Annotated in this window: 18 protein-coding genes; 8 read left to right on the top strand and 10 right to left on the bottom strand. The window is 73.0% G+C overall.

All coding sequences use genetic code 11. The annotated features are described in order from the left end of the window. Window positions 1-44: 44 nt before the first annotated feature. A complete protein-coding gene (locus K7640_RS14545) occupies window positions 45-1013 on the bottom strand; it encodes a Gfo/Idh/MocA family protein (RefSeq protein WP_222955336.1) in 969 nt (322 codons plus the stop codon). A 92-nt stretch (window positions 1014-1105) separates the two neighbouring features. Here K7640_RS14545 and K7640_RS14540 point away from each other — a divergent pair, with 92 nt between their 5' ends. After that, window positions 1106-1939 (top strand): NUDIX domain-containing protein, encoded by an 834-nt coding sequence (locus K7640_RS14540; RefSeq protein WP_222955335.1) that lies wholly within the window; start codon window positions 1106-1108, stop codon window positions 1937-1939. A 72-nt stretch (window positions 1940-2011) separates the two neighbouring features. Here the strand turns inward: K7640_RS14540 and pstB are convergent, their stop codons facing one another. From pstB to K7640_RS14505, 7 genes are all read right to left on the bottom strand, one after another. Beyond that, on the bottom strand, window positions 2012-2788 hold the full coding sequence (pstB, locus tag K7640_RS14535; protein WP_222955334.1) for a phosphate ABC transporter ATP-binding protein PstB: 777 nt from the start codon (window positions 2786-2788) through the stop codon (window positions 2012-2014). Between the two features lie 17 nt (window positions 2789-2805). After that, window positions 2806-3894, bottom strand: a complete 1089-nt coding sequence (gene pstA, locus K7640_RS14530) for a phosphate ABC transporter permease PstA (RefSeq protein ID WP_222955333.1) — start codon at window positions 3892-3894, stop codon at window positions 2806-2808. After that, the gene (gene pstC / locus K7640_RS14525) at window positions 3891-4982 is read right to left on the bottom strand and encodes a phosphate ABC transporter permease subunit PstC (protein ID WP_222955332.1); all 1092 of its coding nucleotides are present in this window, start codon (window positions 4980-4982) and stop codon (window positions 3891-3893) included. The genes pstA and pstC overlap by 4 nt, the downstream gene beginning before the upstream one ends. Window positions 4983-5021: 39 nt before the next feature. Continuing rightward, window positions 5022-6125: a phosphate ABC transporter substrate-binding protein PstS gene (gene pstS / locus K7640_RS14520; RefSeq protein WP_222955331.1), complete on the bottom strand. Its 1104-nt coding sequence runs from the start codon at window positions 6123-6125 to the stop codon at window positions 5022-5024. A 281-nt stretch (window positions 6126-6406) separates the two neighbouring features. Beyond that, window positions 6407-7330 carry a mycothiol synthase gene (gene mshD, locus K7640_RS14515; protein ID WP_222955330.1) on the bottom strand — a complete coding sequence of 308 codons (924 nt, stop codon included), beginning with the start codon at window positions 7328-7330 and terminating at the stop codon, window positions 6407-6409. Between the two features lie 93 nt (window positions 7331-7423). After that, entirely contained in the window at window positions 7424-8296 is an 873-nt protein-coding gene (locus K7640_RS14510) for a polysaccharide deacetylase family protein (RefSeq protein ID WP_222955493.1), read from the bottom strand. Window positions 8297-8470: 174 nt separating this feature from the next. Beyond that, window positions 8471-9184 carry a response regulator transcription factor gene (locus K7640_RS14505; RefSeq protein WP_222955329.1) on the bottom strand — a complete coding sequence of 238 codons (714 nt, stop codon included), beginning with the start codon at window positions 9182-9184 and terminating at the stop codon, window positions 8471-8473. Window positions 9185-9436: 252 nt separating this feature from the next. On the opposite strand from K7640_RS14505, the gene K7640_RS14500 reads away from it, so the two are divergent. The 5 genes from K7640_RS14500 to K7640_RS14485 all read left to right on the top strand — a co-directional run bounded on the left by K7640_RS14500 (window position 9437) and on the right by K7640_RS14485 (window position 12953). Continuing rightward, on the top strand, window positions 9437-10495 hold the full coding sequence (locus K7640_RS14500; protein ID WP_222955328.1) for a hypothetical protein: 1059 nt from the start codon (window positions 9437-9439) through the stop codon (window positions 10493-10495). A gap of 133 nt (window positions 10496-10628) precedes the next feature. Then, window positions 10629-11417, top strand: coding sequence for a DUF2993 domain-containing protein (locus K7640_RS14495; protein WP_222955327.1), 789 nt, complete (start codon window positions 10629-10631; stop codon window positions 11415-11417). An 82-nt stretch (window positions 11418-11499) separates the two neighbouring features. Further along, window positions 11500-11577 (top strand): Ms5788A family Cys-rich leader peptide, encoded by a 78-nt coding sequence (locus K7640_RS30980; RefSeq protein ID WP_331214547.1) that lies wholly within the window; start codon window positions 11500-11502, stop codon window positions 11575-11577. A 201-nt stretch (window positions 11578-11778) separates the two neighbouring features. After that, a complete protein-coding gene (locus K7640_RS14490) occupies window positions 11779-12627 on the top strand; it encodes a sulfurtransferase (protein WP_222955326.1) in 849 nt (282 codons plus the stop codon). Between the two features lie 2 nt (window positions 12628-12629). Next, window positions 12630-12953, top strand: a complete 324-nt coding sequence (locus K7640_RS14485; protein WP_222955325.1) for a DUF1416 domain-containing protein — start codon at window positions 12630-12632, stop codon at window positions 12951-12953. A 45-nt stretch (window positions 12954-12998) separates the two neighbouring features. Here the strand turns inward: K7640_RS14485 and K7640_RS14480 are convergent, their stop codons facing one another. Further along, the gene (locus K7640_RS14480) at window positions 12999-13256 is read right to left on the bottom strand and encodes a hypothetical protein (RefSeq protein WP_222955324.1); all 258 of its coding nucleotides are present in this window, start codon (window positions 13254-13256) and stop codon (window positions 12999-13001) included. Further along, complete coding sequence (locus tag K7640_RS30820) at window positions 13253-13621, bottom strand: DivIVA domain-containing protein (protein ID WP_222955492.1); 369 nt, start codon at window positions 13619-13621, stop codon at window positions 13253-13255. Before K7640_RS30820 ends, K7640_RS14480 begins: the two co-directional genes overlap by 4 nt. Window positions 13622-14040: 419 nt before the next feature. Here K7640_RS30820 and K7640_RS14470 point away from each other — a divergent pair, with 419 nt between their 5' ends. Both K7640_RS14470 and K7640_RS14465 read left to right on the top strand, forming a co-directional pair. Continuing rightward, complete coding sequence (locus K7640_RS14470; protein ID WP_222955323.1) at window positions 14041-14280, top strand: winged helix-turn-helix domain-containing protein; 240 nt, start codon at window positions 14041-14043, stop codon at window positions 14278-14280. 67 nt (window positions 14281-14347) lie between these two features. After that, window positions 14348-15208 carry a hypothetical protein gene (locus tag K7640_RS14465; protein ID WP_222955322.1) on the top strand — a complete coding sequence of 287 codons (861 nt, stop codon included), beginning with the start codon at window positions 14348-14350 and terminating at the stop codon, window positions 15206-15208. Window positions 15209-15233: the final 25 nt, after the last annotated feature.

Below are 15233 nucleotides of genomic sequence, written 5' to 3'. Positions count from 1 at the left end.
GGGCCCCTTATTAACAGACGTCTGTTAATAAGGGGCCCCTCCTTTCATGCGTAGTCGACGCCGATGAGGGCGCGCACGTCGTCCAGCAGGCCCATCACCTCAAGGGTGGTGGCGTGCGGCACCAGCGGGCTCTCCAGCAGCCCCTCGGCCAGGCAGCGCTGCACCTCGATCGCCTCGTACTGGTAGCCGCCCCCCTCCAGGGCCACGTCGACGACCTCGGGGGCGGCGTCCGCCCGGTGCACCGTGATCGAGCCGGGCCGGAAGAACGGCTCGGCCAGCTCGATCCGCCCGCCGGTGCCGGTGATCGCGGCGACCAGCGGGGTGGCCCCGATCATCCCGCAGCTCAGCGTGGCGACCGCGCCCGAGTCGTAGCCGAGGACCATGCCGGTGTTCTCGTCCACCCCCTCCGGGCTGATCTTCGCCCAGGCTCGCAGGTGCTGCGGCACGCCGAGCAGCAGGTGGGCCAGGCTGACCGGATAGACCCCCAGGTCGAGCAGGGCGCCACCGCCCAGGGCCCGGGCCCGCATCCGGTGCTCCGGCGGGAATGGCCCGGCCACCCCGAAGTCGGCCCGTACGCTCGTCACCGCGCCGATCGCGCCCTGCCCGATCAGCTCGACCACCCGGCGGATGGCGGGGTTGGTCCGCATCCACATGGCCTCCATCAGGAACAGGCCCCGCTGGCGGGCCGTCTCGACCAGCTCCCGGCTGCCGGCCAGGTCGAGGGTGATCGGCTTCTCCACCAGCACCGCCTTGCCACCGGCGAGGCAGGCCATGGTCGCCTCGTGGTGCGCGGAGTGCGGGGTCGCCACGTAGACGACGTCCACGTCCGGGTCCGCCGCCAGTTCCGCCCAGGAGGCGTACGCCCGGGGCACGCCGTGCCGGGCGGCGAACAGCTCGGCGCTCTCCCGGGTCCGCGAACCGACCGCGAGCAGCTCGGCCCCCGGCACCAGCCGCAGGTCCTCGGCGAAACGGGCGGCGATGTGTCCGGTGGCCAGAATTCCCCAACGCGTCATGCCGGCACGCTAGCCGAGCGGGCGTGGGGCCCGGAAAACTGATCCACGGGTCGGGAACGGGGCCTGGCCAGGACGTGGCCTAGGCTCGCGGAATGACGATCGACAGCGACGGTTTCCCGGCCCCGCCCGGCCTGATCGAGAACGCCCGCCGGTTCTACGCCGAGGGCGGCACCCCCGCCGTCCCCCGGGTGGCGGCGACCGTCATGCTGCTCCGCCCCGCCGGCGACGACTTCGAGGCGTACGTCATCCGCCGGGTCGCCGGGATGGCCTTCGGCGGGATGTACGCCTTCCCCGGCGGTGGGGTGGACCGCTCCGACTCGCAGGCGCACCTGGACTGGGCGGGCCCGCCCCCGGCGGCCTGGGGCGAGCGGCTGTCGCTGCCGCCGGACGCCGCGCAGGCGGTGGTCTGCGCCGCCGCCCGGGAGGTCTTCGAGGAGGCCGGCGTGCTGCTGGCCGGGCCGGACGCGGGCACCGTGGTGGGTGACGTCAGCGACGACGAGTGGGAGCGGGCCCGCAAGGAGCTGGTGGCCCACCGGCTGGGCTTCGCCGACCTGCTCGCCGGGCGGCGGCTGACGCTCCGGTCGGACCTGCTGCTGCCGTGGAGCCGGTGGATCACGCCGGAGTTCGAGCCGCGCCGCTTCGACACGTACTTTTTCGTGGCCCTGCTGCCGGCGGGACAGCGGACCCGGGACGTCTCCGGCGAGGCCGACCACACCATGTGGGTCCGGCCGGCGGACGCCCTGGCCCGGGCGGCGGCCGGCGAGCTGACCATGCTGCCGCCGACCGTGGTCAACCTGGCGGAGGTGGCCGCCGCCGGGGACCTGGCCGGGGTGACTCGCGCCGCGGCCAGCCGCGGCCTCGCCCGCCCGGTCACCCCCCGGGTCGAGTTCCCCGACGGTGCCGCGCCGCGCTTCGTGGTGCGCTGAGCCCCGCCGCGCGGTGTTAAAAGGGGGCCCTTCCTATGCAGAATGCGTTAAGAAGGGCACCCTCCTTACCCCTCAGCCGAAGCGCCCGGTGATGTAGTCCTCGGTCTTCTTCTGCGCCGGGTTGCTGAAGATCTTCTGGGTGTTGTCGTACTCGATGAGCCGGCCCGGGTCACCGGTCTTCTCGATCGAGAAGAACGCGGTCCGGTCCGACACCCGGGCGGCCTGCTGCATGTTGTGCGTGACGATGATGATGGTGAACTTGTCCTTGAGCTGGAACATCAGGTCCTCGATGGCCAGCGTCGAGATCGGGTCCAGCGCCGAGCAGGGCTCGTCCATCAGCACCACCTGCGGCTCGACCGCGATGGTGCGGGCGATGCAGAGCCGCTGCTGCTGGCCGCCGGAGAGGCCGGCGCCCGGCTTGGCCAGCCGGTCCTTCACCTCGTCCCAGAGGTTCGCCGAGCGCAGCGCCTTCTCGGCCGTCTCCGCCAGGACCGACTTGCGCTTCACCCCGTTGAGCCGCAGCCCGGCCACCACGTTGTCGAAGATGCTCATGGTGGGGAACGGGTTGGGGCGCTGGAAGACCATGCCGATGGTGCGGCGGACGGCGGTGACGTCGACGTCGCGGTCGTAGATGTTCTGGCCGTCGATGGTCAGGCTGCCCTCGACCCGGGCGCCCGGGAGCACCTCGTGCATCCGGTTGATCGACCGCAGGAAGGTGGACTTGCCGCAGCCGGAGGGCCCGATCAGGGCGGTCACCGTCTTCGGTTCGACGGTCAGGTTGATGTCCTCGATCGCCTTGAAGCCGCCGTAGTAGGCGGTGACGTTCGTGGCGTCGACGCGCTTGGCCATGGTGGTACCTCCGGGGTTCATCGGCTGAGCCGGTTGCGACGGGCCAGCAGCTTCGCGGCGATCGTCAGGATCAGCACGAGCGCGACCAGGGTGAGTGCCGCCGTCCAGGCCCGCGCCGGCGCGTACTTCGACGCGTCACCGGCCTGCTGGTAGACGTAGAGGGCCAGCGACGACTGGTTGTTCTCGAACGGGTTGAAGTTGATCGCGGCGCCACCGCCGGCGACCAGCAGCACCGGGGCGGTCTCGCCGGCGGCGCGGGCCACCGCGAGCATCACGCCGGTGACGATGCCGGGCAGCGCCGTGGGCAGCACCACCCGCAGGATGGTCTTCCACTTCGCCACGCCCAGGGCGTACGCGCCCTCGCGCAGCGGCGCGGGCACCAGGCGCAGCATCTCCTCGGTGGAGCGGACGACGGTCGGCAGCATCAGCACCGCCAGCGCCAGCGCGGCGGCGAAGCCGGAGAAGCCGGGCCGGCCGTCGTTGAACACCGGCGACACGATCAGCACCCAGAAGGCCAGGATGAACAGGCCGGAGACGATCGACGGGATGCCGGTCATCACGTCGACGAAGAACCGGATGGTGAAGGCGAACCGGCCCCGGCCGTACTCGACGATGTAGATGGCGCAGAGGATGCCGAGCGGGACGGTGATCAGGGTGGCGATCCCGACCTGCTGCAAGGTGCCGACGATCGCGTGGTAGGCGCCGCCCTGCGGGTCCCGGGCCCCGATGTTGTTCATCGAGGTGCCGAAGAAGTTGCCGTCGAGGCGCTCGACGCCCTTGCTGACCAGGGTCCAGACCACCGAGGCGAGCGGCAGCACGGCGAGCACGAAGGCGGAGTGGATCAGGGCGCTCCAGGCGCGGTCGCGGGCCGACCGGCGCCCCTCCACCCGGGTCGCCGCGGCGAAGAGCCCGGCCAGGTAGAGCAGCGCGCCGACGACGACCACGAGCACCGGGCCGCCGACGCCGGTGCCGAGCACCAGCGCGGCGGCGACGAGCAGGGCGGCCACGGCGATGGCCGGGGACGCGTACGCGGGCAGCCGCTTCGCCTTCAGGGTGGACGGCTGGGCCGGCGGCCGGGATCGGTGCGAGGTGAGGGTGGTGGTCATGCGGCGCTCTCCGTGAACTCGCGGCGGCGGTAGATGATCGCCCGGGCCGTGATGTTGACGATCAGCGTGATGGCGAAGAGCACCAGGCCGGAGGCGATCAGCGCGCCCCGGCCGTTCGCGTTCGCCTCGCCGAACGCGTTGGCGATGTTCGCGGCGATGGTGTTGCCGCCGTTCTGGATCAGGTTGAACGAGATGCCGAAGGTGATGCCGAGGGTCATCGCCAGCGCGATGGTCTCGCCGAGGGCCCGGCCGAGGCCGAGCATCACCGCGGCGATGATGCCGGGCTTGCCGTAGGGCAGGACCGCGGTGCGCAGCATCTCCCAGCGGGTGGCGCCGAGCGCGAGCGCGGCCTCCTCGTTCATGGTGGGGGTCTGCAGGAACACCTCGCGGGAGAGCGAGGTGATGATCGGCAGCACCATGATCGCCAGCACCAGCGAACCCAGCATGATCGAGCGGCCGAAGGGTCCGTCGCCGCCGAACAGCGGGATCCAGCCGAAGTATTCGTTGAGCCAGGCCGAGAAGTCCCGCACCGGGTTGACGAAGACGTCCCGCCCCCACAGGCCGAACACCACGCTGGGCACCGCGGCCAGCAGGTCGATCAGGAAGCCCAGGGTGGTGCCGACCCGGCGCGGTGCGTAGTGCGACAGGTAGAGCGCGATGCCGAGCGCCACCGGCACCGCGACGAGCAGCGCCAGCGCGGCGGTGAGCACGGTGCCGAAGGCGAGCGTGCCGATGCCGAACTTCGGCTGCGAGTCGTTGGGGGACCAGCCCTCGTAGGTCCAGAAGTTCTCGGTGTTCGCCCGCAGCGCCGGGACGGCCTTGGCGATCAGGAAGACCGCGATCGCCGCGATGATGACCAGCACGGCGGTGCCGGCGGCCAGGGCGAGGGCGCGGAACGCCCGTTCCGCGCCGAACGCCTTGGCCCGGGGCAGCGCACCGCCGCCGCCCATTCCGTTCTCGTCGGGGGTACGGGTGCGAAGTGGCGCCTCGGCCACACGCGCCGAGGCACCGGCGGGCCGCTCGTGACCTTCGGTCACGGGGTTCCCGCCGGTGCCGGCGTGTGCCGAGCGCTGAGGGGTTTCACCCATCTGCTCGCTCGCTTAGTTGAGAAGGTGGTGTCGCTTCGGTCAGGAGAGGTTCTTGACCGCGGCCTCGACCTTGGTACGGACCGAGTCCGGCAGCGGGGCGTAGCCCAGCTCGGTCAGCTCCGACTGGCCCTGGCTGCTGGCCGCGTAGCCCAGCAGGCCCTTGACCAGCGGCAGCTTGTCGGCGGCGAGGCCCTTGTCGCAGACGATCTCGTAGGTCACCAGGACGATCGGGTACGCCCCGGCCTCCTTGGTGTTGTAGTCGATCTTCATCTTCAGGTCGTCGCCCTGGCCCTCGACCTCGGCGCCGGCGATGGTCTTGCCGGCCGACTCGGCGGTCAGCTCGGCGAACTCACCGTTGCCGTTGCCGATCTTGGCCTTGCTCAGGCCGGCGTTCTCGGCGTACGACCACTCCATGTAGCCGATGCTGCCGTCGGCGCCCTTGACCGCGCTGGCCACGCCGTCCGAGCCCTTGGCGCCGGTGCCGCCCGGGGCCTTCCACGCCTTGGCGTTGCCGAAGGTCCAGTCCGCCTCGGAGGTCTTGGACAGGAACTTGGTGAAGTTGTCGGTGGTGCCCGACTCGTCGGAGCGGTGCACCGTCTGGATGGTGCTCGACGGCAGCTTGGCGTCCGGGTTGTCGGCCTTGATCGCCGCGTCGTCCCACTTGGTCACCTTGCCGGCGAAGATCTTCGCCAGGGTGGCCGGCTTGAGCTGGAGGTTGTCCACGCCGCTGAGGTTGTAGGCCACCGCGACCGGGCCGATCACCATCGGCAGGTGGATCGCCTTGCCGCCGTTGCACTTGGCGTCGGCCTGCGGCTGCTCCTCCTCCTTGAGGGCGGAGTCGGAGCCGGCGAAGTCGGCGGTGCCGGCGATGAACGCCTGGATGCCGGCGCCCGAGCCGGAGGGCTCGTAGTTGACCGTGGTACCGGAGCACTGCTGCTGGTACGCCTTGATCCACTCGGCCATGGCGTTCTTCTGGGCGGAGGAGCCCTGCGCGTTCAGGGTGCCGGAGGCGCAGTCGGCGGCGGCGGCGGAGCCGGAAGCCGAGGGGCCGGCCGGCTCGTTGTTGTCCGAGCCGCAAGCACTGAGACCGAGCACCGCCGCGAGAGCGAGGCAGGCGATGGCGCCGTGCCGCTGGAGCTTCACCTGAGGGGTTTCCCTTCACGTCTTTGATCAGGTCACCCGGACCGTGGCCGGGTACCGGTGCGCTGACCGGCTGACACGAAAGGTAGGAGGGCCAGGTGGACGGTTCGCCGGTCGGAAGTGAACGAGGGATGAACAAGCCCGCCCACCGCGGTTGCGGTTACCTGATGGCCGGCTGACTTTCCGGTTAACCCCGGTCGAGCTATCCGCTTTATCGGATATGTCGGGCGGCTAGTTACCGCGCCGAGGTCGGCGCGTGACCGTGCCGTGACCGACCTGGCCGGTCAGCCCAGGTGGTAGTTGACGTGCGCGGACCAGCGGGCGAACCCGAGCCGCTCGTACAGCGCCACGGCCGCGCTGTTGGACTCGTCCACGTAGAGCATCACCCGGTCCAGCGACCGCCGGTCGCGCAGGTACGCCAGCCCGGCCGTGGTCAGCGCCCGGCCCAGCCCGCCGCCGTGCGCCGCCGGGTCCACCCCGAGCACGTACACCTCGCCGATCCGGGCCGAGCCGGGCCGCTCGTGCACCTTCGTCCAGTGGAAGCCGAGCAGCCGGCCGCTCGACTCCTCCACCGCGAGCAGGAAACCGGCCGGGTCGAACCACGGCTCGGCCAGCCGCAGCCGCAGATCGTCGGCGGTCCACCGGCCCTGCTCGGGGTGCTCCGCGAAGGCCCGCGCGTTCAGCGCCAGCCAGGCCGCGTCGTCGTCCCCCGGCCGGTAGGCGCGCAGCGTCAACCCGTCGGGCAGCCGTGGCTCGGCCAGCGGGGCGGTCAGCGGGCGGCGCAGCTGCCAGAGCACCCGGGCCCGGGCGAACCCGAGGTCGACCGCGAGCGCCGCGGCGGACGGGTGGTCGCCGTGCGCCCAGGCGCGCAGCGGCCCGGCGGCCACCGCCAGCACCCCACGCGCCAGCGCCCGGCCGGTGCCCCGCCGCCGGTACGCCGGGTGCACCACCAGCTCGACCCCGATGCCGCCGGGGTCGGTGGTGTCCAGGTGGGCGTAGCCGGTGAGCGTGCCGTCGGTGGCGCGGGCGGTCAGGTGCACCGCCGCGGCCCCCGGGTCGCGCAGCCGCAGCAGCACGTGCTCGTCGAGCGGGTCGGCGCCGTCGGCGTCACCGGCCACCCGGGCCAGCGCCAGGATCTCGGCCGTCTCGTCGGGGCGCAGCCGCTCGGCCCGGGTCACCTCGTCGATCGTCGCCTCGGCGTTGCTCACCCCGTCACCGTAGCCGCCGGGGAGGGCCGGCGCTGGCGAGGCCGGGCACCGTAGCCGCCGGGCTGCGGAGGGCCGGCGCCGGCGAGGCCGGGCTCAGGTGGCACCGGTGGGCAGCGCCTCCAGCCGGAACCGGTAGCGCAGCTCGGGCAGCAGCGTGTGCAACGCCTCGACGGTGCCGCGCCGGTCGCCGCCCGCGTCGTGCAGCAGCACGATGGCGCCCGGCCCGGTGCCGCCCAGCACCGAGTTCACGATCTTGGCGCTGCCCGGCGCCTGCCAGTCGGCCGGGTCGACCGTCCAGTGCAGCGGGGTCAGGCCGAGCTCCTCGGCGGCCGACACGATCCGGTAGTTCCAGTTGCCGCCCGGCTGGCGAAAGTAGCCGATGTGCGCGTCCGGCACCGCCGCCCGGATCGCCTCGTTGGTGTGCAGCAGGTCGGCCCGGATCTGATCGGGGGAGCGGGTGCCGAGCTGGGTGTCGTGGCTCCAGGTGTGGTTGCAGAGGGTGTGCCCGTCGGCGACGATCTCCTGGATCAGGTCCGGGTGGTCCTGCGCGTTCTGACCGACGACGCAGAAGGTCGCCTTCACCTGGTAGGTGCGGAGCAGGTCCAGCACCTGCGGCGTCCACTGCGGGTCCGGGCCGTCGTCGAAGGTGAGCGCGACCTCGGTGGAGCCGGTGCTGATCCGGCTGCCGAACGGGCCGTACCCGTCCGGGGTCGGGCCCTCCGCCGGGCCCGGCGGCGTCGTCGGCGCGTCCTGGGTGGCCGGCGGTGTGCGCCCGCCGGGCGCGCCCGGCCCGACGCCGCCCTCGGCGGGCTGCTCGGCGTAGTGCGGGCCGGTCGCGCTCGCGCCCACAGCGGTGTCCCGTGGCGGTTCCGGCACCATGCTGCGGCCGAGCGCGTACGCCGAGCCGAGCAGCGCCACCACGACCAGGCCGGCCACCGCCACGCCACGGCGGGTCGCCCCCGGCATCAGCCGGCCCGCCTCGACGGGGCCCGGCACACTCCCGCTCTCGCCCCCGTGGTCACCGCGCGCACCGCCGCCCCTTCCGCCGCCGGACTCGGCAGTCAGAATAGAACCGGCTTCACGAACGAAACGGGCTTATCGGAAAGAGTCCACCGCGCGGTGGCCCGGGGGCGGGATCGGTCAGACCGGGATCGGCGCCGGCTCCGCGTCCGGCAGCGACCGCGACGGCGGTACGACGAACTTGTAGCCGACCTGCCGCACCGTGCCGATCATCGACTCGTATTCCGAGCCGAGCTTGGCCCGCAGCCGCCGCACGTGCACGTCGACGGTCCGGGTGCCACCGAAGTAGTCGTATCCCCAGACCTCGCGCAGCAGCTGGTCGCGGGTGAACACCCGGCCCGGGTGCTGGGCCAGGAACTTCAGCAGCTCGAACTCCTTGTAGGTGAGGTCGAGCGGGCGGCCCTTCAGCTTCGCGGCGTACGTGTCCGGGTCGATCATCAGCTCACCGGCCCGGACCGACCCGCCGGCGCCGGCCGTCGCGTTGCTCAGCCGGCCGACCGCCAACCGCAGCCGGGCCTCCACCTCGGCGGGCCCGGCGCCGGCGAGGATGACGTCGTCGACGCCCCAGTCGGCGTTGAGCGCGATCAGGCCCGCCTCGGTCACCACGGCGACCAGCGGCACCCCCAGCCCGGTGGCGTGCAGCATGCGGCAGGTGGCCCGGGCCTCGCTCAGCTCGGAGCGGGCGTCCACCAGGACCGCGTCCGGGCTCGGGCCGGAAACCAGCGTCCGGACGTCCCGGGGTGCGGTACGCACCGAGTGCGGCAGCAGGTCGAGTGCCGGCAGCACCGCGGATGGCTCGCCTGCGCGTGCGGTCACCAACAGCAGGAGCTCCACACGATCACCTCCGTCCCGGCGGCCCTCGGGCCGCGCGCGACCAGCGGCGGCCGGCGGGCCGCCCGCTGAGAACTTCGTGGGTCCCGGCGTCGATGACGGGGCGGGTGTAACGGGTTGAGCCTAACGGATGCCACGGAGGTCACTTTGGCGGTCCTTACCCTTTGCCCGAGATGCCCCTCCTGGCGGGCCGACTTTTAACGTTGCCGAAACCGTGACCTCCGCGGCGGCCCGTCGGTCTGGCACGATCGGGTCGTGTATCCCTCCTCCGCCTCGCCCGAGACCGGCCGTGACCCGTGGGCCGACGGCCCCCGACCGGCGCCGGCCGGTCCGTCCCGCGGCTACCCGCCGGAGCCGGGCGCCGGCCCGGCCGACGAGGAGACCGGTTCGCAACGCAAGCGCGGCCCCCGCCGGGCCCGCCGCGGTGGTGAGCCGGCCCGCCGCGCCGACGACGAGCCGGCCGAGCCGGCCGAGGAGGAGATCGTCCCGCCGGTGCCGGTGAACCGGCCGCTGGCGCTGACCGTGGCCGGCTTCGCCGCGCTGCTCGGCGTCGGCCTGGTGCTCGGCGCGCAGACGGCCGGCCCCGGCCACCGGTTGCCCTTCGCGGGCATCATCCTCGGCGTCCAGCTGCTCTACGTGCTCGCCTGGACGATGGCCATGCGCCCGCCCGCGCTGCTGGTGGTCGCGCTGGTCAGCACGGCCGCCGCGGTGGCCGCGGACGCCGCCGCCGTACGCTCCGACATCGCCGCGCTGGCCCCACTGGGTTACGTGGCCGCCGGTGGCTTCCTGCTCGGGGTGCTGGGCCAACTGGTCCGCCGGGTGGACCGGGCCCGGGTGACCGAGTCGCTCGGCGCCACCCTGCTGATCGTGGTCGGGGTGGTCTCCTTCGCCACCCTGATCGTGCTGAGCCGGATCCCGGCCGGCACCCAGGCGATCACCGTCTGCCTCACCGCCGCCGGCGTCGCGCTGACCGTCGCCCGACTGACCGACGCCGTGGCGCCCTGGCCCCGGCTCGCCCCGCAGGTGCCCCGGGGGGCGGCCGGCGTGGTCGCCGGCGCGATGATCGGCACGCTGGTCAGCGCGGTGCTCGGCAGCTACCTGGTCGGCTTCACGCCGACCAGCGGGGCGTTGATCGGCGTGGTCACCGCGGCCACCGCGGTCCTCGCCGACCTGGCCGTCGGCTACGCCGAGGCGGGCCGCCTGATGGCCGGCGAGCCGCCGACGATGTGGGTCGCCCGGCACCTGCAGGGGCCGCTCGGTGGCTTCGCCCTCGCCGCCCCGGCGGCGTACGCGATGTGCACGCTGTTCCTCTGACGCGGTTGAATCTCTTTCCCATCGGGTATCACCGGTGCGCCCCGCTCCCGAGGGTCCGGCCCGCGCCGGCGGTGGGGCGGGGGATCGGGCTGGGGAGCGCCGCGACGACGGCGCGGAGGACACTGGAGGCGGCGTGACTGAGGCCTACCCGGCGGAGGAGAAGCGGCCCCGGCGCCGGGGCGGCAAGGTGCTCGGCACGCTCGTCGTGCTGCTGCTGGTCGTCGGGGGGCTGCTGGTCGTCGCGGACCGGGTGGCCGCCGGGGCGGCCGAGCGGATGATCGCCCGGCAGGTCAGCGACGAGCTGGCGAAGCAGGACGCCCGCTCGGCGAAGCCGCAGGTCGAGGTGGCCGGCTTCCCCTTCCTCACCCAGGTGGCCGCGGGCAAGTACGAGCACATCTCGATCGTGCTGCGCGACGTGCAGGGCTCGGTGCAGGGCGACGCGGTCAGCCTGCCGCAGCTCGACGTGGACGCGCGGGACGTCCGGGCCTCGCTGGACACCCTCCGCTCCGGCCGGGGCGACGTGGTCGCGGACAGCGTCCGGGGCACCGGCACGATCAGCTACGACAGCCTCGCCGCGCTCCTCGACCGGCCCGGCCTGAAGCTCGGCGAGCAGGGCGGCCGGCTGGCGGTGACCGCGCCGCTGGACATCCTCGGCGCGAAGCTGACCGTCAACGGCACCGCCGACATCACCGTCAGCGAGCAGGGCAAGGTGGCCCTGAAGTTCAACGACCTGAACGCCGAGGGGCTGCCGGCGCTGCCGCTGGCCCAGACGATGCTCAGCAACTACGCGAAGGGCATCTCGGTCGACATCCCGCTGCCGGAGCTGCCCTTCCAGCTCGCCGTCCGCGAGGTCAAGCCGACGCCGGAGGGGCTGGCCGTGACCGCCGACGCCAAGGACGTCCCGATCAACTCGGTCAGCTGACCCGCTCCCGCGCGCGGCCGTTCGTCCCGGATGCTGGTCGGTGCGGTGGCACTGGGCGGGACCGCTGGTAGGCTCCGTGCTCATGGGGACCCTCCTCACCAAGCGGCGCGCGGTCGACCTGTGCCGTGTGGCCACCTGCCTGTGTCGCAGCGTCATCTGACGGCGACGCAGTTTCCGGTCGCCCCGGCGGCCGACCGGCATCGAGGGTCCACGTTCCATCTCGTGCTCTCCCCGTGAAGCGTCCGGCAGCGGCGCCGTCGCATGAATCCGTCCATCCTCCATGGGTCCTGCGCACGATGAGATATCCATGCCTCGGAATCGGTGCGTAGGCTCGCAACCATCCTCACCAGGGAGTGATCTGATGAGTCGCGACACCGCACTCGTCTCGGCCGAGTGGGCCGAGAAGAACATCGACGCGCCGGGCGTGGTCTTCGTCGAGGTCGACGAGGACACCTCCGCCTACGACACCGGCCACCTCGCCGGCGCGGTCAAGCTGGACTGGAAGACCGACCTCCAGGACCCGGTCCGCCGGGACTTCGTGAACAAGTCCCAGTTCGAGGCGCTGCTCTCCGAGCGGGGCATCGGCAACGACGACACCGTCATCCTCTACGGCGGCAACAACAACTGGTTCGCCGCGTACGCGTACTGGTACTTCAAGCTCTACGGCCACCGCGACGTCAAGCTGCTCGACGGCGGCCGCAAGAAGTGGGAGCTGGACGCCCGGCCGCTGGTCACCGACCAGGTGCAGCGCCCGCGCACGGAGTACGTCGCGCAGGAGCCGGACAGCTCGATCCGGGCCTTCCGCGACGAGGTGGTCGCCGCCATCGGCACCAAGAACCTGGTCGACGTGCGCAGCCCCGACGAGTACGCGGGCCGGCTGCTCGCCCCCGCCCACCTGCCGCAGGAGCAGGCGCAGCGGGCCGGCCACGTGCCGACCGCGATCAGCGTGCCGTGGTCCAAGGCGGCCAACGAGGACGGCACCTTCAAGTCCGACGACGAGCTGCGCCGCATCTACGCCGACGCCGGGCTGGACGACGGCAAGGAGACCATCGCCTACTGCCGGATCGGTGAGCGCTCCTCGCACACCTGGTTCGTGCTCCAGGAGCTGCTCGGCCACCGCGACGTGAAGAACTACGACGGCTCCTGGACCGAGTACGGCTCGCTGGTCGGCGTGCCGGTGGCGCTCGGCGACGAGCCCGGGGAGGCGTGACGATGACCGCGCCCACCGCCGCCGGCTGCGCCGCGCCGGACCAGGCCGCCCCGCTGCCGGCCAGCCTGGACCTGGAGAAGGAAACCGTCATCACCGGCCTGGTCCGGGCCGAGTCCGGCGAGTCCGTGCCGGGCGCGTACGTCCGGCTGCTGGACTCCACCGGCGAGTTCACCGCCGAGGTGGTGACCTCGCCGGCCGGCCAGTTCCGGTTCTTCGCCGCGCCGGGCAGCTGGACCCTGCGGGCGCTCTCCCGGCACGGCAACGGCGACACCGCCGTGACCGCCGACCGGGGGATCAACGAGGTCACCGTAACCGTCAACGCGTAAGGAAGGGCCCCCTGTTAACGCATTTTGCATAGCAGGGGGCCCCTGTTAACGCCTGAGGTTGTGGGTGCAGCCTTCCGCATGGCCAGGCCGCAGCAGGCAGCGCCGCTGGTGCGGCAGCCGCCGGTCGCAGAACACCGGGCGCTGCCCGGTGAGATCCCCCGCCACGGAGACCGTGGTCTCGCCGACCCGCAGTTGCGGCAGGAACCCCAACGAGCGGGCCAGCGCCCGGGCCAGGACGTGCGCGGCGGCCAGGTCGGCCGCCACCACCGTCAGGTGTACGACGAACCGCTCGGCCCCGCTCACCGGCGCACCACCCGAGGCCCGAACCGGGACTGCCAGTCGCGGAGCGCACCCTTGATCCGCACGTTCTCCTCCCGGGTACGCCCCAACTCGGCGTGCAGCGCGGTCAGCTCGTCGGCGATCCGGCGCAGGAAGCCGTCCACCTCGGCCGGGTCCAGCCCGCGCCTGGCCGAGCTGAACCGCTGCTGCCGCACCTGATTGGCGCAGAGCGGCCGGTACGCCGTCGGCCGGTGGTGGTGGCCCGCGTTGAACCGGGCGTGGTGGCCCGCGTTGAGTCGGGCGGCGGCTGACGGTCTCCCGGTCGACGCCGGTCCGCCGGAGCGGCCGGTCGGGCGCTTCTCGGGACGGCCGGTCGCGGCCCGGTCGATGGCCCGGCTGGTGGTGCGGTTGGTGGCCGCGTTGGTGGCCCGGCTGCTGGTGCGGTTGGTGGCCCGGTTGGTGGCTCGGTGGGCGGGTACTGGCCGCCGGCCAGGTGGTCGCTCGACCGCTCCGGGTGGGCTGGTTGCCGTCGACCGGTTCCGGCCGAACAGCCGGAGGAACCTGCGCACGATGAGGACCACCTCTCCGAAGGGCAGTGCTGCCGGGGAAGGTGGCCGGGGCGGGCGGTTCCCTTCCAGCGTCGACACCCGCCCCGACCGGGGGAAAGAGCCCTGCTCGTTGCCACGCGAGGAGCGCTCGTTGGCCAACTTATTTGAAGAACTGGAAAGAGTCAACGGATGGTTGCGGAGCGTGGTTGCACGTGCCGACAAGTGCGTGATCGAATCGGAGGTGCCACGCGAGGAGTGCCATGCCTGCGACCCCGGACTACATCCGGATTTCCGACGAGATCGTTGCCGACGTCAGGTCGGGGAAATACCAGCCGGGGGACAAGCTGCCCTCGATCAGCGAACAGTGCAGCCGGTTCAAGGTCAGCCCGTCGACGATCAACCTCGTCAACGTGCGGCTGGAGGCGCTTGGCGTGATCAGCCGCCATCAGGGAAAAGGCATCTTCGTCACCGATCCGGCGACCTGGCTGCGCAAGCCCTGACGCACACCGGCATCTCGTGCCGTGAGGCGAGGCGGGCCGTGCGGAGGCTGCGTGACACGATGGGCGGGTGAGTGGTGCTGCCCCGCCGGGATACGCCCCGCCGACCGGTCCCCGCGAGCGCACGCCGTCCCGCCGGGCGTCGCGTTGGCTGCTCGTGGCGACCACCGCCTGGGCGGTGCTGCTGGGCGTACTCGTCTGGGTCTCGGTGCGCGACGACCCGCCGACGGTCCGCGAGCAGCGCAGCCTGGCCCAGGCCGGTCCGGTGGTGGACCGGGCGGTGGGTGAGCTGCTGGCCGCGGTCGGCGACGCGGGCGCGGTGGTGCTGGCGCCCGACCAGCTCACCCGGGGCTGCCGGATCACCCCGATGGAGGACGGCGCCGAGTTGACCCGCGGCGTCTCGGTGCTGTTCGCCGGGGACGACGTACGCGGGCTGCTGGACCGGGTCGCGGCCGGGCTGCCGGCCGGCTGGCGGGCCGGGGTCCGGGCCAGCGACCGGGGCGCTCGACTGCGCGCCGACGCGGGTGAGTTCGTCACCGTCGAGGGCCGCCCGGTCGCCCCGGGCCGGGTGCTGCTCACCGCCGGCACGGGCTGCCGCCCGATCGGCGGCGGCTACCGGCCACCGTCCGCCGGCACCGGCCCGGAGGGGGAGGCGCTGGACGGTGCGCTACGTGCGCTGGGCCTGCCTTCCGGGTCGCCCCGCGAGGTGACCGCCGCCCCCTGCCCCGCCGGCGAGGGCACCAACACCCGGACCGTCCGCACCGCCGGGCCCGCGCCGGCCACCCTGGCCGCGCTCGCGCCGGCCGCCGCCGGGTCCGTGGTCCTCGACACCCCCGAGGTGTACGCCTGGCGGCGCGGTCCGGTCAGCGTCGTCGTCGAGCGGGTCGGTGAGGAGGTACGGGTCGCCGCCTCGGACGGCTGCCCGGCCTGAGCGCCGGCCGCCGCGCGGGTCCGCC

The organism is Micromonospora sp. PLK6-60 (assembly GCF_019890675.1).
In the GTDB taxonomy this organism is placed as follows: Bacteria; Actinomycetota; Actinomycetes; order Mycobacteriales; family Micromonosporaceae; genus Micromonospora.
This window is presented reverse-complemented; position numbering and strand designations above follow the sequence as displayed.